General features: G+C 42.6%; 16 protein-coding genes. 15 read left to right on the forward strand and 1 reads right to left on the reverse strand.

Going from position 1 to position 20,235, the window contains the following annotated elements; genetic code table 11:
* Window positions 1–15 precede the first annotated feature (15 nt).
* Together CBS1_RS07395 and purB are read left to right on the forward strand one after the other, a co-directional pair.
* Window positions 16–687, forward strand: a complete 672-nt coding sequence (locus CBS1_RS07395; RefSeq protein WP_033191646.1) for a tRNA1(Val) (adenine(37)-N6)-methyltransferase — start codon at window positions 16–18, stop codon at window positions 685–687.
* 5 nt (window positions 688–692) lie between these two features.
* Window positions 693–1,985, forward strand: a complete 1,293-nt coding sequence (gene purB / locus CBS1_RS07400) for an adenylosuccinate lyase (RefSeq protein ID WP_033191645.1) — start codon at window positions 693–695, stop codon at window positions 1,983–1,985.
* A gap of 56 nt (window positions 1,986–2,041) precedes the next feature.
* Here purB and CBS1_RS07405 read toward each other — a convergent pair whose 3' ends face one another.
* Window positions 2,042–2,347 carry a hypothetical protein gene (locus tag CBS1_RS07405; RefSeq protein WP_033191644.1) on the reverse strand — a complete coding sequence of 102 codons (306 nt, stop codon included), beginning with the start codon at window positions 2,345–2,347 and terminating at the stop codon, window positions 2,042–2,044.
* 403 nt (window positions 2,348–2,750) lie between these two features.
* Between CBS1_RS07405 and ord the strand changes: the two genes are divergently transcribed.
* From ord to CBS1_RS07470, 13 genes are all read left to right on the forward strand, one after another.
* Window positions 2,751–3,761, forward strand: coding sequence for a 2,4-diaminopentanoate dehydrogenase (gene ord / locus CBS1_RS07410; protein ID WP_033191643.1), 1,011 nt, complete (start codon window positions 2,751–2,753; stop codon window positions 3,759–3,761).
* A 37-nt stretch (window positions 3,762–3,798) separates the two neighbouring features.
* Window positions 3,799–4,122 carry a 2-amino-4-oxopentanoate thiolase subunit OrtA gene (ortA, locus tag CBS1_RS07415; RefSeq protein WP_033191642.1) on the forward strand — a complete coding sequence of 108 codons (324 nt, stop codon included), beginning with the start codon at window positions 3,799–3,801 and terminating at the stop codon, window positions 4,120–4,122.
* Entirely contained in the window at window positions 4,119–5,540 is a 1,422-nt protein-coding gene (gene ortB / locus CBS1_RS07420) for a 2-amino-4-oxopentanoate thiolase subunit OrtB (protein ID WP_033191641.1), read from the forward strand. The genes ortA and ortB overlap by 4 nt, the downstream gene beginning before the upstream one ends.
* A gap of 26 nt (window positions 5,541–5,566) precedes the next feature.
* Window positions 5,567–5,938 carry an ornithine aminomutase subunit alpha gene (locus tag CBS1_RS07425; protein WP_033191640.1) on the forward strand — a complete coding sequence of 124 codons (372 nt, stop codon included), beginning with the start codon at window positions 5,567–5,569 and terminating at the stop codon, window positions 5,936–5,938.
* Window positions 5,939–6,263: 325 nt separating this feature from the next.
* Window positions 6,264–8,462, forward strand: a complete 2,199-nt coding sequence (oraE, locus tag CBS1_RS07430) for a D-ornithine 4,5-aminomutase subunit OraE (RefSeq protein WP_090223033.1) — start codon at window positions 6,264–6,266, stop codon at window positions 8,460–8,462.
* 43 nt (window positions 8,463–8,505) lie between these two features.
* A complete protein-coding gene (gene pruA, locus CBS1_RS07435) occupies window positions 8,506–10,080 on the forward strand; it encodes an L-glutamate gamma-semialdehyde dehydrogenase (RefSeq protein WP_090223034.1) in 1,575 nt (524 codons plus the stop codon).
* Window positions 10,081–10,673: 593 nt separating this feature from the next.
* Window positions 10,674–12,917: a M26 family metallopeptidase gene (locus tag CBS1_RS07440; protein WP_090223036.1), complete on the forward strand. Its 2,244-nt coding sequence runs from the start codon at window positions 10,674–10,676 to the stop codon at window positions 12,915–12,917.
* 98 nt (window positions 12,918–13,015) lie between these two features.
* The gene (locus CBS1_RS07445) at window positions 13,016–14,656 is read left to right on the forward strand and encodes an OB-fold nucleic acid binding domain-containing protein (RefSeq protein WP_090223038.1); all 1,641 of its coding nucleotides are present in this window, start codon (window positions 13,016–13,018) and stop codon (window positions 14,654–14,656) included.
* A 46-nt stretch (window positions 14,657–14,702) separates the two neighbouring features.
* Window positions 14,703–15,473, forward strand: coding sequence for a thermonuclease family protein (locus CBS1_RS07450; RefSeq protein WP_164969259.1), 771 nt, complete (start codon window positions 14,703–14,705; stop codon window positions 15,471–15,473).
* A gap of 17 nt (window positions 15,474–15,490) precedes the next feature.
* On the forward strand, window positions 15,491–16,081 hold the full coding sequence (locus CBS1_RS07455) for a single stranded DNA-binding domain-containing protein (RefSeq protein ID WP_090223041.1): 591 nt from the start codon (window positions 15,491–15,493) through the stop codon (window positions 16,079–16,081).
* A 159-nt stretch (window positions 16,082–16,240) separates the two neighbouring features.
* Entirely contained in the window at window positions 16,241–17,551 is a 1,311-nt protein-coding gene (locus CBS1_RS07460; protein WP_090223043.1) for an alkaline phosphatase, read from the forward strand.
* A gap of 179 nt (window positions 17,552–17,730) precedes the next feature.
* Window positions 17,731–19,068 carry a transglutaminase-like domain-containing protein gene (locus tag CBS1_RS07465; protein WP_033192570.1) on the forward strand — a complete coding sequence of 446 codons (1,338 nt, stop codon included), beginning with the start codon at window positions 17,731–17,733 and terminating at the stop codon, window positions 19,066–19,068.
* A 26-nt stretch (window positions 19,069–19,094) separates the two neighbouring features.
* The gene (locus tag CBS1_RS07470; protein WP_090223044.1) at window positions 19,095–20,123 is read left to right on the forward strand and encodes an L-Ala-D/L-Glu epimerase; all 1,029 of its coding nucleotides are present in this window, start codon (window positions 19,095–19,097) and stop codon (window positions 20,121–20,123) included.
* Window positions 20,124–20,235: the final 112 nt, after the last annotated feature.

Consider the following 20,235-nt stretch of genomic DNA (forward strand, 5'->3'; position numbering starts at 1 on the left):
GAGGTAAGTGGTGAAATGCATCTTGAAAGGTTTTCACCTGACATTTTGAGAGTAATAAAAACAATCGATACACCATATCATAAGCCGACGCACGCGTCGGCTTTTTTAGTTTGGTATTCAAAACCAACGAGTGATATAAGAACCGTTGCTGAACTTGGTAGTGGGACCGGTGTAGTTGCATTTGCATTAGCTAAATTGTATAATCTTAGTGTTGAAGGGATTGAAATCCAGAGTGAACTTGTTGAACTTGCTCAGCAGGGGGCAAAGTTAAACGGGCTTGAAGACAAAGTGAGTTTCAAAAACTTGGACGTTAAAGACGTTAGAGACTATTATAAACCAGAAACCTTCGATATGATTGTGTCAAACTTCCCGTTTCACGTTGCAGGCAGAGGGAAAGAAAGTCCATATCAAGTGCGTCGCTTGAGTAGGGCAGCGGATTTAGAAACCATAAACTCTTTCATTCAAGGCGCTTCGTACTTGTTGAGAAACCGTGGGACATTTGTATTCGTTTTCTCACCGAGTATATTACTTACCGTCTTGGAGTACTTGGACAGTTCCAATCTTACTGTACAAAGAATGTGCTTTTTACACGGCACACCAGAAAAAGAGGCGAAATTGGTGGTTGTTAGAGGAAAGAAAAATGGTGGGCAGCAGTTGGTAGTTGATCCACCGCAGTGGGGGGTGTAGAAAAGATGGTAGAAAGGTACGCACTTGAACCATTGAAAAGCCTTTGGACACTCAAAGCACAGTACGAAAGATGGTTGGAAGTAGAACTTGCTGTAGTTGAGGCTTACGAAGAGGTCGGGATCGCACCAAGAGGGACAGCTGAGAAGATAAAAGATAAAGCCGTCATAGATGTTGACGATATCTTAGCTATTGAACAGATAGTTGATCATGATGTTATCGCTTTCATAAAGTCTGTAACAAAAAATATGGGTGATGAGGCAAGATACTTTCATTACGGTTTGACCTCTTCTGATGTGGTGGATACAGCCAATTCACTTGCCCTTGTGCGTGCAACGGATGTCATTATAGAATCGATGCTCAGGCTAAGTGATGTTTTGTACGAAAAAGCTCTTCGATACAAATCACTTCCAACGATTGGCAGAACGCACGGGATACATGCCGAACCTACGTCATTTGGATTGAAATTTCTTTCTTGGTATGCAGAACTTCTAAGGAATATTGAGAGACTCAAAGCCGTGCGTGAGGAAATAGCCGTCGGTAAACTGAGCGGTGCGGTTGGTAATTACGCAAATATTTCACCAGAAGTTGAAAAAATAGCACTTCAAAAACTCGGACTAAAACCAACACCTGTTGCAACACAAGTCATATCGAGAGATTACATAGCACACCTGATTTCTATATTTGCTTTGATTGCAGGTTTGATAGAACGAATAGCAATAGAGATAAGGCACCTACAACGCACAGAGGTACTTGAAGCAATGGAACCTTTTAAGGAAGGACAAAGAGGTTCCTCTGCAATGCCGCACAAGAAAAATCCCATTCTCTGCGAGCGACTAACCGGTATGGCAAGACTCATGAGAAGCTACGCTCAGGTTGCATTCGAAAACATGGCGCTGTGGCATGAAAGGGACATATCGCATTCATCTGCCGAGCGGTACGTACTGCCAGATTCGACGATGACGATGTATTACATGCTTGAGAAAACAAGATATTTGATTGAGAATTTGAAAGTCTTTGAAGAGAGGGTTAAGAAAAACATAGACCTGACACACGGTTTGGTTTATTCCCAAAGGGTTCTCCTTGCACTTGTAGAAGCAGGCATGAGCAGGGAGGAAGCTTACATCCTTGTCCAAAAGTACGCTTTGCAATGTTGGGAAACTGGGGAATCGTTCAAAGAAAAATTGCGTTCAGATACAAGGATCAATCAGCTCATCAGCGACGAGAAGTTTGAAGAACTGTTCAGACCGGATTACTACCTTAGAAACGTCGAACAAATATACGAAAGATTCCAAAAGTAAATAACAATATAAAAAGCGGGCTGAAAAGCCCGCTTTTAATTAACTTAAAATGTCCATTAAAACGCTTGTTCGGTTGCCTCTTCAGTTGTTCCTTCCGTTGTTGTTGCTTCAGTTTCTGTTCCTTCCGTTGCTGTTGCTTCTTCTGTTGTTGTTTCTTCAGTTGTTACCTCTTCCGTTGTTGTTTCTTCCATTGCTGGTGCTTCTTCTGTTGTTGTTTCTTCCGTTGTTACTTCTTCAGTTGTTGTTGCTTCTTCTGTTGTTGCTGCTGCCTTGCTCTTGTTTGCTGCTACTGCCCAGATGATAGCGACTACGATGATGGCGATGACAATAAGTGTTACTGTCAAACCTTTCTTGGATGCCATAGCTCCAACCTCCTTTTGATAAGTTATGAAAAAGCTTTCCTAACTTTCACGGTTATTATACCATTCTGTATGTAACTTTCAATGAGCAATTAGTGAAAAAAGTATGTTAAATCCACATTAAGCAACTTGTTATACTGCATCGTGATTATATTTGTAGTAGTTTACGCATTCATAAAACTATGCTTTCTTCTTGTTTTATGTGTTGTTGCATACCAGCGCATAAACGAGCAAAAGAAAGAGAAAATGAGTATAAAGGGGCTATAATTTCATCTCTTCGGTTTTAGCTACTATCACACACTTAGGAACGTTTGAATTACGGTGGTGAAATTATGTAAAATAAATAACAGAGCACACTTTAGCCATGAAATTAACAGACAAAATCTACCAGTGGGAGGGGATTAGAGTGAGGATAGTAACATGGGGTTTTGGTGCTATGGGACGTGGTATTGCAAGAAACATCATCGAAAGCAAGTTCATGAAATTGGTTGGTGTTATCGATAAGAACCCTGAGTTTATTGGGAAAGATGTTGGTGAACTGCTTGGTGTTGGAACGTACGGTGTTCGCGTTAGGGATTCTATCGATGTAATCGAAGAGACAAATCCTGACCTTGTTGTTATTGCTACAAGCTCGTTTGTGAAGGATGTCCTGCCACAGATCGAGTACGCAGTCAAGAACCACGCAAATGTCATCACCATTGCCGAGGAAATGGCTTTTCCGTTTGATTCCCATCCAGAAGAATCACTTTACATGGACAGTTTGGCCAAAAGATACGGGGTGACGATCCTTGGAACAGGTGTCAACCCGGGATTTGTCCTTGATACGTTGATAATTGCACTCACGGGAGTGTGTACAAGAGTTGAGAGAATCGTTGCGAAGAGAATCAACGACCTGTCACCATTTGGAAAAACCGTCATGGAAACACAAGGTGTTGGAACAACACCAGAGCAGTTCGAAGAGGGACTGAAAAAAGGCACGATAGTTGGACACATAGGATTTCCGCAGAGCATTGCGATGATAGCGCGGGCTTTGGGATGGAACATCACAAAGATAGAAGAGGAAAGAAAACCGATAATTTCGAACGTCCATAGAGAAACACCAGTTGTTAAAGTTGAACCCGGTATGGTTGCAGGATGCAATCATTCAGCAAGAGCATATGTCGGTGATAAATGCGTGATTGAACTGTACCACCCACAGCAAATTCACCCGCACCTTGAGGGTGTCGAAACTGGAGATTACATAGAAATATACGGCGACATAAACATAAATCTGTCGATAAAGCCTGAAATCCCAGGTGGTAAGGCAACGATCGCTATAGCAACAAATATGATACCGATAGTCATAGGGGCACAGCCTGGTTTGAAATGCATGGCCGACTTGCCAGTACCGAGGTCAATACTTTCTTTTACAAAATGATTTTTTAGCTCTTTAAAAAATCGTGGAGGTGAGCTTAATGCTCGCTAATCTTGCCAAGAAAGGCGATTGGGTGCAGGTTCAGGTGACGATACTCCAGCCGCACGAACGTGCACCGCAAGTACCTGAAGATACCAAAAAAGTTCCCCTTGAAATGAGAGTAAAAGGTTTTTTACAAGACGAAGCTGCCGAAATAGGTGCAATGGTGACAATAAAAACAATGACTGGCAGATTGGTAACCGGGAAACTCGTTTCGGTTAATCCAAAATACGAACACGACTTCGGTGAACCCGTACCAGAGCTCATCACGATAGGTATGGAACTACGGGAAATATTGGAATCATCGGATGGTGATGAGAAATGAGCAAAGATAAATCATACACTGCAGTAATGGCAAGACGTGCTGAAATTATGCGCAAAGCTGTTGGAATAGACTACGAAAAGTTCATAATTGAAGGTATCGCTTTTGATTACGAAAAGATGATGAAAGAAGTTGGGTATTCGCTTGAAGAAGTACGAAAGATTCAAGCAGAAACATGTGTTGGCAACACTCCACTGGTCGAACTCAAGAACATCAACAAACTCATCAAAAAGCTCGCCCCGAAAGGCAAAGGTGCGTGGATTTTCCTAAAAGATGAAGCTACAAACCCATCAGGTAGCTTCAAAGATAGAAGGGCAGCAATAAGCGTTTACCATGCTCAAAAACTTGGGTACAAAGGCGTGATAGCAGCCACAAGCGGTAACTACGGCGCTGCGGTTGCATCTCAAGCAGCCAAAAGAGGTCTAAAATGCATCATCGTCCAAGAATGTTACGACAGCCAATGGCGTGGCCAACCTGAAATTCTTGAAAAGGGTCGCTCTTGTGAAGCGTACGGTGCAGAAGTTGTCCAGCTAACAGTAGGACCGGAACTTTTCTATTACACGTTGGTACTGCTTGAAGAAACCGGATATTTCAACGCATCACTGTATTCTCCGTACGCAATTGCTGGGATAGAAACTCTTGGATATGAAATTGCAGAGCAGATGAAAGCACTAACCGGAAGATTTCCGGATGCCGTTATCGTTACGCATGCAGGTGGTGGTTTACTTACAGGTACTGCACGTGGCTTGAAAAAAGCCGGCGCGACGGAAACTAAAATAATCGGTGCAAGCGTAGATTTGAGAGGGCTACATATGGCTAGTGATACGGACTTCAACAGGAAATACTTCACAACAGGTCACACAGGGTTTGGGATACCATTTGCCGTGTTTCCAGATAGATCAGATGTACCGAAAAACGCGGCAAGACCTTTGAGATACATGGATAGATATGTACTCGTAACGCAAGGAGAAGTTTTCTACGTTACTGAAATGCTTGCACAACTTGAAGGCTTGCAAAGGGGACCAGCTGGGAACACATCACTAACGGCGGCAATCGCACTTGCGCTTGAAATGGACGAAGACCAGACGATAGTGGTGAACGAAACAGAGTACACGGGTGCTGGGAAACTGCCCTCAGCTCAGCTCACATTTGCAAAGAAGATGGGCATGATTGTAAAACGGGGGGATCCGATAAAAGAGGACGTCCCCGGGAAAGTCATTGCAATCCCTGAACATCCTTCACAAATAGGAGTAATCGAATACCCAGTCGAAGAGATGAAAAAAAGTTACCTCAAAGAACTTATCAAACGCGAGGGCAGAAGTGAATTCACAGAGACTGAAATGAAATTCTTGGAAGAAGACCTGAGAGCAACAAGGAATGAAATAACACGCTGGATAGAAGAAGTTAAGAAAATCTTGTAGAGAGAAGAGATTGAGGAGGGAAAGGGATGAAGCCAAGACCAGATGATTTTGCAGAAAGGTCGAAACACCTTCAGAACATGACCGATGAAGAACTCAACGCCTATTTTTGGCAACTTGTTGAAAAAGTTGTCGATCCTCTTGTTGAACTTGCAAAGACGCACACAAGCCCATCTATCGAAAGGTCCGTTCTACTGAGGATGGGGTTCAACAGTCTGGAAGCGAAGAAACTTGTAGACATGATCTTTGAACGAGGCCTTCTTGGGAAAGGTGCTGGTCACATCGTCTTGAGGATTGCCAAGGAACACAACATAGATTACATAGAGGCAGGTAGAAGGATGATAAACGGCGAATATTGGGATGATGTGGACAGGATTTTCAAAGGGGTCAACCACCCCTGACTGAAGTCGAGAGCTTGTAATAGCCCTGGTTGACCAGCCTGAGCACTGGACCCGAAGGACAAGGGGATGAAGGTGCTACGTTGGTAGTAGGCTCAAGACCCACTCCGGGATGCTTCTCCAGTCTCTGACCCTGGAAGTGAGTGAGAGGGAGCGGATTTTTCGACATTAAGGATACGAATGGCAAAAGGATTAGTCAGGGAATAAGATATAAGTACTGCAAGCTGATTCAAATATCTGACGGCTGGCAATATAGCAAGAGGAAAGCAAACTATTACAAGTCTCACACGCCTGAAGTCGCGTGTCTCTAAGTCGGAGGTGAAGAAGAATGGATAAACTCGACCCAAAAGTTCCAATCGATGTTGAAGAGATACTGAAAGACTTAGATAAATACCGTCCAAGAAGAAGGGGCTGGACTTGGCGAAAGAAACTTCCAGAAGGCACAAAAGTTGATAGGTACGAATACTACCAAATCAGCGAGCCATTGAAAAACAGCATCCCACTACCAGCTGCGCATTATTTCAACAACATCGACCCGCAGCCAGATGTCGTAATCACAAGTGAAATCGCTTCCGGAAGGTTCGAAGATGACATCAGGAGAATGCGCATGGCAGCATGGCACGGTGCGGATCATATAATGGTCATACGGACACTTGGGCAATCGCACTTCGACGGGCTCATCGAAGGAACCCCAGAAGGCGTCGGAGGGATACCAATCACGAGAAAGCAAGTTAGGGCAACCAGAAAAGCGCTTGATTTGATAGAAGACGAAGTTGGAAGACCTATAAACTTCCACAGCTACGTTTCTGGTGTTGCAGGTCCTGAGATAGCTGTTCTCTTTGCAGAAGAAGGCGTCAACGGTGCTCACCAAGACCCGCAGTACAACATTCTTTACAGAGGTGTCAATCCTGTTAGATCGTTTGTCGACGCAGCCGTTGCAAAAAAGATAATGGCATGGGCGAACATGCTCCAAATAGATGGTGCACACAACGCAAACGCATCCGCAAAACTGGCGTGGACCGTAATGCCAGAACTACTCGTCCAGCACGGTATCAACTGTATGTTCTCCGTCAAGGTCGGAATGCCGAAGGAAAACATCGCACTATCAACAGTTCCTCCGGTCATCGCACCACTGCCGGAAATGAGAATAGACCTACCATACGCGGTGGCGTTGCGAGAACTCTTCAAAGGTTTTAGATTCAGAGCGCAGATGAACACAAGATACATCGAATCAGACCTTTTCGATGCAACAAGGGTGCACGTTCTGAATGCCGTACTCTCAAGATTAACAAGTGCGGATTTACAATCAACGATAACTCCCGATGAGGGAAGAAACGTGCCATGGCACATCAACTCGATAAGGGGAGTAGAAACGGCAAAACACACACTTCTTGCGATGGACGGAATCAAAAAGTACGTCAAAATCGACCAAGAAGCGATTCGAGAAAAAGTCAGAGAACTGAAGATGAGGGCCATTTTGATGCTCGAAGAGATCCTCGAAATGGGAGGCTACTTCGAGGCACTCGAAGCAGGTATGTTTGTTGACAATGGGTATTATCCTGAACGACTTGGCGATGGTATCGCAAGGAAGAAAGACGGAGAAATCGCCGCAGGAACGGTTGTTCCAAGGGAACCAGACTACATGGCACCAGTTTGCGAACACTTTGGATACAACAACTTGCCGGATGGGCTCGAAAAACCGTGTGATCTCATCGGTGGTTGTACGTTCCACAAACCTGAAAAGATACAGTTCATAGACGAGCTTGACGAAACGGATAATGTCAATCTTAGATTGCAACGCATTAAAGACATGAAAGCAAGAAACGTCATCAAACCGGAAGTTGAATGGTATTCAGATGGCTGGATCCAGATTGATATGACGTTCGCACTGCCAGAAGAGTACGCAGAAGCAGCGGCTCTTGCAGTATGTGAAAAGCTTGGGCTCGAGGATCCTACGGTAATTGCAAAAACTGTGCTCCATCCAGCTGAGGGAACGTACGTTGAAGTAAAAGCAAAAGTTCCATTCGAAATTAAGATAGATGAATTGAAACTTCCCAAAAAACCAGAAACACTCCCGGAAGAAGAAATATTCGAGTATGTAGCCAAACGTCCAATAAAAGTGGTGGCAGCAACCGTAGGAGAAGACGAACATTCGGTCGGCCTGCGTGAAATTCTTGACATCAAACACGGTGGTATCGAAAAATACGGAATCAAATACGTCTACCTTGGTACAAGCGTTCCACCAGAAAAACTCATCGACGCAGCAATCGAAACGGGTGCGGATGCGATACTTGCTTCCATGATCATCACGCACAACGATGTGCACATTAAGAACATGAGAAGACTCAACGAACTTGCAATTGAAAAAGGTATAAGGGACAAGGTATTGATAATCGTTGGTGGAACACAGATAAACAACGACATGGCAGTAGAAAACGGTGTTGATGCAGGATTCGGTAGAGGAACAAAGGGTATACACGTTGCCTCATTCATTGTAAAAAAGCTCAAAGAAAAGGAAGCAAATTAAGAATTTAAAGACAAAAGCCAAATCTATTCCAGGGGGGATTGGGATGTACGAAGTAACGGATTGGACGATCATACCACCTTTCAAAAATGAGCCTGTAGCCGACTTCTCAAAACCAGAAAACGAGCATAAGATGAGAGAGGCTCTTGAAAAAGTCTACAAAGAATTCGGGAAAGAGTACGATATTGTAATCGGAGGAAAAACGTACAAAACGGAGAAAAAGATCAGGTCCATCAACCCAAGCAAACCAGACGAAGTTGTTGGTGTTGTGAGCAGTGCAAACGAAGAACTTGCACAAAAAGCACTCGAAGCAGCCTGGGAAGCTTTCAAAACGTGGAGTAAAACACCTGCGCATGTAAGGGCAGAGTACTTACTAAAGGCTGCGAAAAAAATCAGAGAAAGGAAATTCGAATTTGATGCAGTAATGGTCTACGAAGTTGGTAAGAATTGGGTTGAAGCTGATGCAGATACATCTGAAGCTATAGACTTCTTAGAATTTTACGCACGCGAAATGCTTAGATATGCATCAGAACAACCAGTTGTCAGAATTCCTGGAGAGTACAACGAGCTGAGGTACATACCACTCGGTGTTGGCATTATCATTCCACCATGGAACTTCCCACTCGCCATACTCGTTGGAATGACAAGCGCTGCTATAGTCACAGGCAACACCGTTGTGTTAAAACCAGCGAGCGATAGCCCGGTAATTGCAGCTAAATTCTTCGAAGTATTGCAAGAAATCGGACTTCCTGATGGAGTTGTCAACTTCTTGCCGGGCAGTGGTGCACTCGCTGGTGAATTCTTAGTGAAACATCCGAAAACAAGGTTCATAAGTTTCACAGGCTCAAAAGATGTAGGCTTACGCATACACGAACTTGCCGCAAAACCACAGCCCGGACAGATTTGGATTAAGAGAACTGTGCTCGAAATGGGCGGAAAAGACGCCGTTGTTGTCGATGAAACAGCGAATCTTGATTCAGCAGCGGAAGGAATAATCGTCAGTGCATTCGGATTCCAAGGGCAAAAGTGCAGTGCGGGAAGCAGAGCAGTTATTGTTAAAGATGTCTACGATGTGTTGATTGAGAAAGTCATAGAAAGGGCGAAGAAGATAACGATTGGTGACGTAAGGTACAAAGAAAATTGGCTCGGTCCGGTTGTAAACAAAAGCTCGATGGAAAAGATAATGGCGTACATAGAAATAGGCAAAAAAGAAGGGCAGCTCATATTCGGTGGTAATGCACGTGAAGACCTTGGTGGATACTTCATTGAGCCAACGATATTCAAAGACGTACCATGGGATGCAAGAATAGCACAGGAAGAAATATTCGGTCCAGTGCTCGCGATAATTAAGGCAGAAGACTTCGACGATGCATTGAGAATAGCGAATGCTACAGAATACGGATTAACTGGTTCTCTGTACTCGCGTGACAGAAGCCGTATAGAGCGAGCAAAAGAAGAGTTCCACGTTGGAAATCTGTACTTCAACCGAAAATCAACAGGTGCACTTGTGGGAGTCCATCCATTTGGTGGATTCAACATGTCAGGCACCGACAGCAAAGCAGGTGGAAGAGATTATCTTGGATTGTTCTTGCAAGCAAAAGCGATAAGTGAGAAGATTTGAAAACTAATCATGTTGAAAAAACCGGCCTGAAGAGGGCCGGTTTTTTTAGTTTTGGTGTTGTTCGATATGAGCGACATAAATTCGATATTTCAGGATTTTAATTGTGCATGGTTAAATAAATCAGGAGTCTTCTTACTAAACAAACCGAACCACATCGATGTTTGGTTACTGGAAGCAGAAAAGTGCAAATTTCGGAGAAATTTGCTGAAATGAGAAGTTTTTTCTCGCGATTCATTGCTATTCTTTTTTAATGTGTATTAATCAGTTCTTAAAATTGTGATATAATAATTAGCTACGGTAATAGGGCACGTTTCTTTTTCTCTATCTTTAGTAATTGAGAGACTTCGCTGAAAGAGTTTGAAACAGGAGCAAGATGTTCTGGTATAGGCTTAGCACTAGTTAAAGGGATTTTTGTTATATGAAAACCATTCGCAGGATTTGTAGGTTCTAAGTTTTTTTCAACACATACTTTAGTTGTGGAAAGTTTTGGATAAAAAAGTTGTGGTTTATAAGTAAAAGAATTTTTTGTGGTTTTTTGGAAATTTTCAACGCTCTCACTTTGCAAAACCACTACTTACAGGGGGTGTATGGTTATGGGTAAAAGTAGGGTCTTACTTTTGACAGCGGTGGTAGTAACTTTGCTGCTGATTTTCTCTTGTGTTCCTCAGAATCAAGGTAGCGGAGGTAACGGTGGTGGCGGAGGCGGAACAACAGTGAAGGACATCTACGGTTGGAAACTTGAAATTCTGAACTCAGCAAACCCGGATACGGGGATAACGATACCGGAAATCTCTGGAAAAGTGATTTACGTATCATCGGCTAACGCGATAATTTCAGATGCAACAACGGCCATTTTTGTTTACAAAGCAAACTTAACGAATAGCGACATTGGTAAGAAACTCACAATAAAAAATGCTGTTGGGAAGACGTACAGCAAGTCCTTAGAAATAGACCTTAGCAGTGGGACTAAGGAACTTAGCGAGGATACAAGTGTTATTGAGCCGGCTCTCTTGAACACAGCTCTCGATAAAACAAAAGAAACAAGAGCACTTTGGGATATAAGATATGCATATGTTTACGGTGAATTTACGGGTAATGCTGGCGAACTTCCAAATACTTACGAGTTCAAATATCCTGTGGGTGATGAGAAACTTTCGATAAGTGTTTACAAGGTAGCCGATGTCGATGCTATATACAAACCAACGACAACTACACCAGCGACACTTGTAGGTTATACAAAATACTACAACGATGTGTGGGAGTTTGTCGTATTCCCTGATAAAATAATCATAGAGCTTCCTATGGTAACAAATGCCCGCGCCAAATACAATCCGAATTCAAAACTCTTAACACTGAGTTGGGAGTCAGATGTGACAGATGCAGCATTCAATATTTACATCTCGGATGAATCTGAAACGACACTTGCTACAACAACAACATCGAAGGAAGTTATAATACCAGTTAACGAAGCGCCAAAGTCAGTTGGCATTGAAATTGTGAAAGGAACTTCAAAGAGCAAAATTCTGACAATTTCCAAAGAAGAAATCGAAGTTGTGATAATAAATCCAGTAACAGGTTTGCTTGCTTCATACGATGACTATAACGGTAAGATGTACGTTAGCTGGTCTTACGATGGTGAAGCTCAGTTCAAAGTCTACACAAAGGTTGCAGGCGAGTACGTGCTTAAGGGAACGACAAGTGACAAGAGCTATTCTTTTGACTTAGCACAGGGAGATTACAACACACTTGAAGCTATCGCTGTTACACCCGTTGTTGACGGCCAAGAAGGACCAAGTGAAGAAGTGAAAAAAGAGAATATCGGATACACATTTGCAGGTGGAGATGGCTCGGAGAGTAATCCGTATCTCATTGGTACCGTGAATCAGCTTAAGCTTTTGAATAAGGATGCTTATAGAACGACAGGCAAGTATTTCAAACTCGTTGCCGATATCGATCTGCAGGGTGCCAACTGGGAACCAATAGGAACGTACAGCTCCAACTTAGCTCAGTCGGCATTTGTCGGTGTCTTCGATGGAAATGGGAAAAAGGTAAGGAACTTAACTTACAACGACTCGTCGAAGACGAATGTTGGTTTGTTTGGGTACATTTACAATGCAACAGTGAAGAACTTGATACTCGAAAATGCGAACATAACAGCTCAAGCTTACGTAGGTGTACTTTCTGGAGGGGCTAAGAATTCGACTGTTGAAAAGGTTGGAGTTAGAAATTCTTCTGTTACCGCAACCAACTCGGGGAACTATCCGTACGTTGGCGGATTAATAGGCGATGTTAACGCAGACACAGGTTCTACGAACCCTATGATAGTGCGCCAGTGTTTCGCTGACAACGTTACTGTAAGTGCACCGAACAATGATAACGCAAGAGCTGGAGGACTTTTCGGAAGGTTCTATGCAAATCAGACAACAAACAGCGTTGTCGAAGACTGTTATGCTACAGGACAAGTCAACTTCAAATCGACAAGTAGTTCTAACATAGGTGGTCTAATTGGTCTTGTTTCAAGGAACACAAGTGGTTCACCACTTGGTGAAGTTACAATTCGCAGATGTTATGCAGCGGTTCGACCAGGCTCGAGTGGGAATAACAATTGGAAAGGATTCATAGGTGGTAGCAGTGTTCCGGCAAGTTCAAGTAGTGGTAACAACTACTTCGATAAAGATGTAGCTGGAGAAAATTCTGGTTCAGCAAACAGTTCATTGCAGGCAGCCAAAACCACAACTGAAATGAAACAGCAAAGCACGTTTGTGGGTTGGGACTTTACAAATATTTGGAGAATTAACGAAGGACAAGATTATCCAAGGCTGAGATGGGAATACTGATAATCAATTTTGGGCGAAGTATCAAAAATGCCCCGGGCAGTTCCTTGCCCGGGGTGTTTAACGAAAATCCAGCATGATAATTTTTGGGAGGGATTAGCGTGAGAAAGTTTGTTTTTATCTTGATTTTAGTGTTTGCTACTATTAGTTTTTCCTTCAAACTTGATTTTCAAGTACGAGGTTATCTGACTTATGATCTTAACTCCGGCGCTATAGATAATTTTCCTATAGCGTACTGGACAATTTCTTTACCAAGCCCGCTTGACTCTTTCGCTATAAAGCTAACTGATTACATGACCTATTCACATCAAACGTTTAATTTGTTTGGAATGAATTTTATAGTTCCAAGATATTACTTTGTTGATTCAAGGTTTAGACTTGACAACAGCTACATAAATACGTTGTATATAGCGATTGGTCGAATGAGGTTATCGCGTAGCCTTACAAATAATTACGACGGTGTTCAAATCGGGGGGTTAAAATACGACACCTACAAAACTTCAGCAACGGAATTGGGTATCGGTGGTGTTGTTGGTTACGTATCGGGAAAGGTTGGGAACTACTCTTACGAGGTTGGCGGAGCTTACAGCATTGAATTAAATAATTATGCCCTTTACGGTACGCTTAAGACAGATTTCGGACAATTTGGGGCGTATTATGAAACAAGGTACTATCAACTTTCGCTCAATTATCAAAACACGCAGAACTTGCCTTTCGGTACTTTGAAGTACTGGGCTGGTGTTGGGTCAGCGACGAATACGATAAATGAACCAAGTTTTCTCGCAGGTGCAACATTAAATTCTGGTCCTATTTTCTTGGCAGGTCAATTCGCTTGGATTGGTGGAAACAAATACGATGTGAGTTTTGCAACAGGTGAGCCTTCCAACCCCAACCAACCAAGATCATGGAATGTCATGGGCGAGATAGGTTACAACCTGCCTAACTTCTATGTGGGATTGTTTGCAAAGTACAACAGCATCTGGGCAGAAAATGGTTGGCTACCACTTTACGGTGTTAAGATAACGTCTGGGGACTTTTCACTATCGTTTGCTAACGGTGATTTGTACGTTTCTTCCTCAATGCCCGGAACTCAGTCAGTGCTTCTAAAAGTGACTTATAACTATCAAGCGAGTATAGATTTACTTGCTGGTGTGCAAGGTGTCTTATCTCAGTTCGCGCCAAAAGCAGTTTCAACATCCGCTCAAAGGGAACAAACGATAACAGTTGCTGATCTGTACAAGATGCCTGAAGGTTCGAAGGTTAAAGTCACTGGTACCGTACTTGCACCAGTTGGACTCTTGAGTGGTTCAACAACATACATACAGGATAAAACAGGTGCGATAATGTTGTACGGAAGGTCCATTCCTACAACACTCAAGGTTGGAGATGTGGTATCGGTAACTGGTTCGACAAAGGTCTACAACGGTATACTTGAAATAGTTGTGGACAGTGTAACCGTGGTTGGAAATGCCAGAGTCGAGCCCGTAGAATTGAGAGAACTTTCAGACAAATACATGTCTAACTTAGTCTATGTGATCGGAACTGTTGAAAATGTGGCAAAAGACAATTTTATTGTCAACACAGGCAACTTTAAAGTGAAAGTTTATATAAAAGCTGCTACGGGCATTAGTTTAGCTAACATATCAGAGGGAACAAAGGTAAAGGTAACTGGTATTTTGACGCTCTTTAAAGGCGAGTACGAAATTCAACCGATTCAGCAGTCCGACATAGAAGCAATGTAACTGATGCAGCATTTATGAGGTTACTTTATAGAAAGGTGGTTTGCAAGTGAGAAAGTTTTATAAAAACTTTTGGATAATCATAGCTCTTGTCGTAACACTTTATCTATCATCTTGTGCAACTCAGCAAGAGATACTAAAGAACGTTGAAGTAATCGATGGTGACACAGTCAAAGTCTATGGTCAGTCATACAGACTAATAGGTATTGACGCACCAGAAATCCATTCTGGTGATAAACCTGCTGGTGAGTACGGAATCGATGCCAAGAACTACCTTATATGGTTTGCAAACAATTTTGAGCTAACTTATGAACAAAAAGGTACAGATAACTACGGAAGAAAACTGGTTTACCTTTTTGGAATTGATGGAAAGAACAAATACTTATACGAAGCTTCGGTTACCGAGCAAGGTTACGCAAGACCTCTTATTTACGAGAGCACAGCTGTACCGATGTACACAAATCAGATAGTCGCTGCATATAACAGAGCTTATCAAAATAGGAAAGGCATATTCTCAAAATATGATGAAGCACCAATTATTACGAAGTCAAATCTTTCAAGTTCATACATAGGAAAAATTGTATGGCTTGAAATGGATGTTTCCAACGTGAGGTACTCTAATTATACGTACTATATAGAATCTGATTTCGTTCTTGCCAAAGTGAGATATGAAGAATACAAATACCTATTCAACGGGTACAATTTGTATGGTTTAAAAGGCAGAAAAGTTAGGTTCTATGGTGAATTGTGGTACGATAACTATGAGAAGAAATACATGATAATGCTGCGCGCACCATTTGAAATTAGAATCGTTAGCTAGAAAGGGAGGTTGGGAGGATGAAAAGGTTGCTTATCGTTTTCTTGGTTATTCTCAGCACGTTTTTCTTTGCAAATAGTCTTCTTAAGATCGCAGATATTTACAAGACAAAGGAAGGGACAACTGTTGAAGCAACAGGTATAGTTTTGGCACCAGTAGGCGTACTTGGAACACTGACAACATACATGCAAGATGAAACAGCTGGTATTATGCTCTACGGTAAGGTGCTTCCAGCAGACTTAAAAGTGGGCGACGTTATTAAGGTGGCTGGGAAGACGAAAGTGTACTACGGAATCTTGGAGATCATCCCTGACAAAGTCGAAATCCTTGGGACGGCTACACCGACTGCAGTTGAGCTCAAGGATGATAAATTCGAGAAATATCTATCGAATCTTGTTGTGGTTGTTGGAACCGTGAGTTCTGTTGAAAAGTTCCAGTTCAGAGTGAAGACTGATAAGTTCGAAATACTGGTCTACATCAGGAAAGAGGTACCATTCAAAGTCGATACTCTGAAGGTAGGGGACAAGGTAGAAGTTACCGGTATAATGTACCTTTATCAAGGCATGTACGAAATTCTGCCAAGAAGACCAGAGGATATAAAGAAGTTCTAAAAGCAGTCGAAATTCAGAAAGTTGTGATGGTTTGAAATCAGCTGGCGACCGCCAGCTGATTTATATTTCTTAATGATAGTACACAATCCCTTTTCAGACTTCCTTTTATAATATAGTCGAAGCGCATCATTTTGTACACACTAAGAGGAGGTGTAGGGTATGAAGTTGAGAAGCGTATTGGTTTTAGCACTTGTTTTTATCACAGCTTTAGCATTTTCTCTCAACGTGATATTCTTGGTTGGGGATGGTATGAGTTTTAACCAGCTTCTTTTAGCAAGCATTTTGGAAGGAAGAGTACTGACAACGATGACGCTTCCTTACACCGGCATAACCACTACTTATTCTGCAGATTCTTGGGTTACCGATTCTGCACCGGCAGGTACAGCTCTTTTCTCTGGTTACAAGACTTTGAATAGGGCGATCGGTATTCTTCCAGACGGTACTTTGGTACCTTCAATGTACGAACTTGCGAAGAAATCCGGATACAACATCGGTATTGCTGTAACCTGCAGAGTCACGCATGCAACACCAGCTGCTGTCTACGGTCATGTTGCTAGCAGGGATGATGAAGTTACCCTTGCAAAGCAGCTTGCTGAATCAGGTGTTGTTGATGTCATCTTCGGTGGCGGTTGGGACATGTTCGTTCCAACTGCGCAAGGTGGTAGGAGAACAGATGGACTAAACCTTATAGAAATGATGACCAAGAACGGATACGAGTACATCACCACACCAGAACAACTCAACAAAGTCAGTTCCTCAAAAGTTCTTGGTTTGTTCACAAAAGGGCACTTGGATCCAGTATCAAGCAGACCAGCAAATCAACCAACACTCGATGCCATGACAAAGAAAGCAATCGAACTTCTCTCCAAAGATGGAAAACCGTTCATGCTCATGGTTGAAGGTTCTCAGATAGACTGGGAATCACATGCTAACGATTTTTACGGTGTGTGGAAGGAAGTTGTTGAGTTTGACAACGCCGTAAAGGTAGCTCTTGAGTTTGCAGCCAAAGATGGGAACACGCTTGTTGTTGTTCTTGGAGACCATGAAACAGGTGGATTGTCACTTTCTAAAGGTGGGTACACAATAAACGTGGAACAGGCAAGGAAAGCAAAAGGCACAACACAGATGTTCCTTGCACAGTATAACATAAGCGAAAAGGATAAATTCATGGCAGGGCTCAAGGAATGGTACGGAATTTCCGTTACGGATGCTGAATACGAAAACCTCAAAAAGATTCCAGCAAGTGATTTGAGAAGACAACTTGCAAGATTTGTGGGCGAAAAATTAGGCTTTGGTTGGACAACATTCGACCACACGGCAGCCCCAGTTCCAGTGTACGCATTTGGTCCTGGTGCACATTACTTCACAGGCTTCATGGACAATACCGACGTTCCAAAAATACTTATGACATTAACGAGAATTTCATCAATCACATTCCCTGTCATCAAGGAAACAGGTAGTGGATACTAATTAAGCAAATCCTATGTAAAACATCGCTTATGCTTTTCTAAATGATTATTCTCCCCTGCGCGTTTAACGTGCAGGGGCTTTTTGTTGTTTTTTAGGTTTTGTTTTAGACGGAAAAAGATGTAAAATAGAATTGTAAATACCATCCATTGATTATCTTAGGGGGGAGCAACGTGCCAAAGATGGATTTTCTTACCTATCCACTTCCAGATGTTTTGAAAAAATACATATATCAAGGTTTTTTCAAAAAAGCGCACAAGCAAATCGACAAGATATTAGAACACAGACTGCCACCACAGATGAGAGAGCGGCTGAAATTTGAACTGTTTAGAATGGAACTTCTCAAACGAACCTACAAATATCCCCACGACGAAGCACTTAGGATTTTCAAAAAGTCCTATAAGAACGCAACCAAGTCTGAATTTGAGCAGCTTTGGAAAGAGGGCAAAATCGACTGGATATACATCGAAACGCAGAGGTTTTTCGAAAGCAGGTTCGATAAAAACTTGGCTTTCAACGAGAAAGAATATAAATCGAGACAAAGAGTCGACAAGCAAACAATTCGAAGACGGGAGACAATAAACAAGGCGGTTGAAAGGTTGCTTAAGAGTGGAAAGCCGAAAAGCTACCGCGTGCGTGCAAGAATAACCGTTGGAAAGGAAAATCCGAAAGAGGAAAAGGTTCGCGTGTGGTTGCCCTTCCCAAAAGAGGGATTTCAGCAAAGTGATGTGCAGTTGATAAGTTCGAGCCATGAATGTGAGATTGCAGACAACTCGGTTGGTCAAAGGACGGTTTACATGGAAGGGAAAGATACGGAGAAGTTCTATGTAGAATTCGAATACACGATTCACGAATGGATTGGACAGCAGTCACTCTTCACTGAAAAGCCCACAAAAGAAGACCTCAGCGAGTTACCCCCTCACATCGTCTTCTCACCTTTCTTAAAAGAGCTCATCCATACGATATTTCACGGAGAAGACTACACAACTTTCGATGACCTCACTCGTGCAAGGAGGATATACGATTTCGTTACGCTAAACGTGAACTATTCGTACGTTCTTCCGTACGCACTGTACGATAATATCCCCGAATACGTAGCGACAACGTTCAAAGGAGACTGCGGATTCCAAGCGCTACTTTTCATCACGCTATGTCGAATGATTGGTATACCGGCAAAATGGCAATCGGGCTGGAGTATAACGCCACTGGGTGCTTCGTCGCACGATTGGGCACTTATCTATCTTGAAAAATACGGCTGGGTTCCTGTTGACCTTTCGTTTGGTGGAGGAAGAAGAGAACAAGAGCCCATGCGCATATTCTACTTCACTAACCTCGATGGGTTCAGGATGTTTGCAAACACAGAATTTCAAGGGGATTTTTATCCTGAAAAAAAGGCTTGGCGATTGGATCCCTACGATAACCAGACGGGAGAGATGGAAATTATCAGCAAAGAGGAAGACGGGTACGTAGTAGATTTAAAAAGCGAGATCGAAGTACTGAAATTCGAAGAGATTCGTTAAACTTGTTGAGATGGAGGGGACTGAAGATGGGTAAAATCAAATCTGTGAAATTCAAGCTGAATCGCTTTGAATACGTCAAACCGTTCCACATAACGAACAACATTTCGTACGACACAGAAAATATTGAAGTTGCCGTCGAATTGGACAATGGTGTTGTCGGATATGGCGAAGCTTCACCATCTTTTAGAGTCAACGGTGAAAAGGTAGCTGCTTTGATGGGATTAGAGAGTGTTGTAAATGATATGATAGTAGGGATGGACGTAAGGCATTATCGACAGATATTCGATGTGACAGACAAGTTGTTCGGTACACCAAGTATAAAGGCTGCTATTCAGTACGCAGTACTTGACGCTTTCAGTGAGGAGACAGGTGTTCCAGTCTATCAGATACTCGGTGGTGCGAAAACGAAGATAGAAACAGACTACACGATAAGCATTGGTTCTATTGAAGAACGTGTGGAAGAAGCAAAAGAGATAGTTCAACGTGGGCATAACGTTATAAAGATCAAAGTGGGGGAAAACTTAGAAGAAGACATACAAGCGATGATGGCGATTTACGAAGTTTCAAAAGGATGCAAATACATCGTCGATGCGAACACCGGTTACACACCGAAACAGGCGGTTAAGTTTGTGACAGAGCTATACCGGGCGGGTATCGATATACATGTATTTGAACAGCCTGTGGCTATGCACGATATCGAAGGTCTCAAGTACGTGAGATGGAATTCACCGTTCCCAGTTGCTGCAGATGAAAGTGCAAGAACAAAGTACGATGTGATGAGGTTGATAAGAGAAGAAGCGGTGGATTATGTAAACATCAAGCTTATGAAATCAGGTATAAGTGATGCACTTGCGATTGTTGAGATGGTGAAAGCCGCAAATTTAAGGTTGATGATTGGTTGTATGGCAGAATCGAGCCTTGGTGTTAATCAAAGCGTTCACTTTGCACTCGGAACAGGTGCGTTCGATTTCCACGATTTGGATAGTCCGCTGATGCTTAAAGAACCAGAATTTAGAGGGAAATACAAAGTTGATGTTCCATACTACTTTGTTTGATACCAATCCGGTTGGCAGTTATTAACATAACCTGGAATTTCTGCAAATTTCTACTGAAATGGATAAGCCTTTTCATGCTATACTATTCTTAACCAACATAGGGAGGTGAAAG

The organism is Fervidobacterium changbaicum (assembly GCF_004117075.1).
In the GTDB taxonomy this organism is placed as follows: Bacteria; Thermotogota; Thermotogae; order Thermotogales; family Fervidobacteriaceae; genus Fervidobacterium; species Fervidobacterium islandicum.

What these genes read in the sequence shown, in the direction of transcription:
- CBS1_RS07395 (WP_033191646.1), top strand. Translation starts at nt 16, where the DNA reads ATGCATCTTGAAAGGTTTTCACCTGACATTTTGAGAGTAATAAAAACA.
- purB (WP_033191645.1), top strand. Translation starts at nt 693, where the DNA reads ATGGTAGAAAGGTACGCACTTGAACCATTGAAAAGCCTTTGGACACTC.
- CBS1_RS07405 (WP_033191644.1), bottom strand. Translation starts at nt 2,347, where the DNA reads ATGGCATCCAAGAAAGGTTTGACAGTAACACTTATTGTCATCGCCATC.
- ortA (WP_033191642.1), top strand. Translation starts at nt 3,799, where the DNA reads ATGCTCGCTAATCTTGCCAAGAAAGGCGATTGGGTGCAGGTTCAGGTG.
- ortB (WP_033191641.1), top strand. Translation starts at nt 4,119, where the DNA reads ATGAGCAAAGATAAATCATACACTGCAGTAATGGCAAGACGTGCTGAA.
- CBS1_RS07425 (WP_033191640.1), top strand. Translation starts at nt 5,567, where the DNA reads ATGAAGCCAAGACCAGATGATTTTGCAGAAAGGTCGAAACACCTTCAG.
- oraE (WP_090223033.1), top strand. Translation starts at nt 6,264, where the DNA reads ATGGATAAACTCGACCCAAAAGTTCCAATCGATGTTGAAGAGATACTG.
- pruA (WP_090223034.1), top strand. Translation starts at nt 8,506, where the DNA reads ATGTACGAAGTAACGGATTGGACGATCATACCACCTTTCAAAAATGAG.
- CBS1_RS07440 (WP_090223036.1), top strand. Translation starts at nt 10,674, where the DNA reads ATGGGTAAAAGTAGGGTCTTACTTTTGACAGCGGTGGTAGTAACTTTG.
- CBS1_RS07455 (WP_090223041.1), top strand. Translation starts at nt 15,491, where the DNA reads ATGAAAAGGTTGCTTATCGTTTTCTTGGTTATTCTCAGCACGTTTTTC.
- CBS1_RS07460 (WP_090223043.1), top strand. Translation starts at nt 16,241, where the DNA reads ATGAAGTTGAGAAGCGTATTGGTTTTAGCACTTGTTTTTATCACAGCT.
- CBS1_RS07465 (WP_033192570.1), top strand. Translation starts at nt 17,731, where the DNA reads ATGGATTTTCTTACCTATCCACTTCCAGATGTTTTGAAAAAATACATA.
- CBS1_RS07470 (WP_090223044.1), top strand. Translation starts at nt 19,095, where the DNA reads ATGGGTAAAATCAAATCTGTGAAATTCAAGCTGAATCGCTTTGAATAC.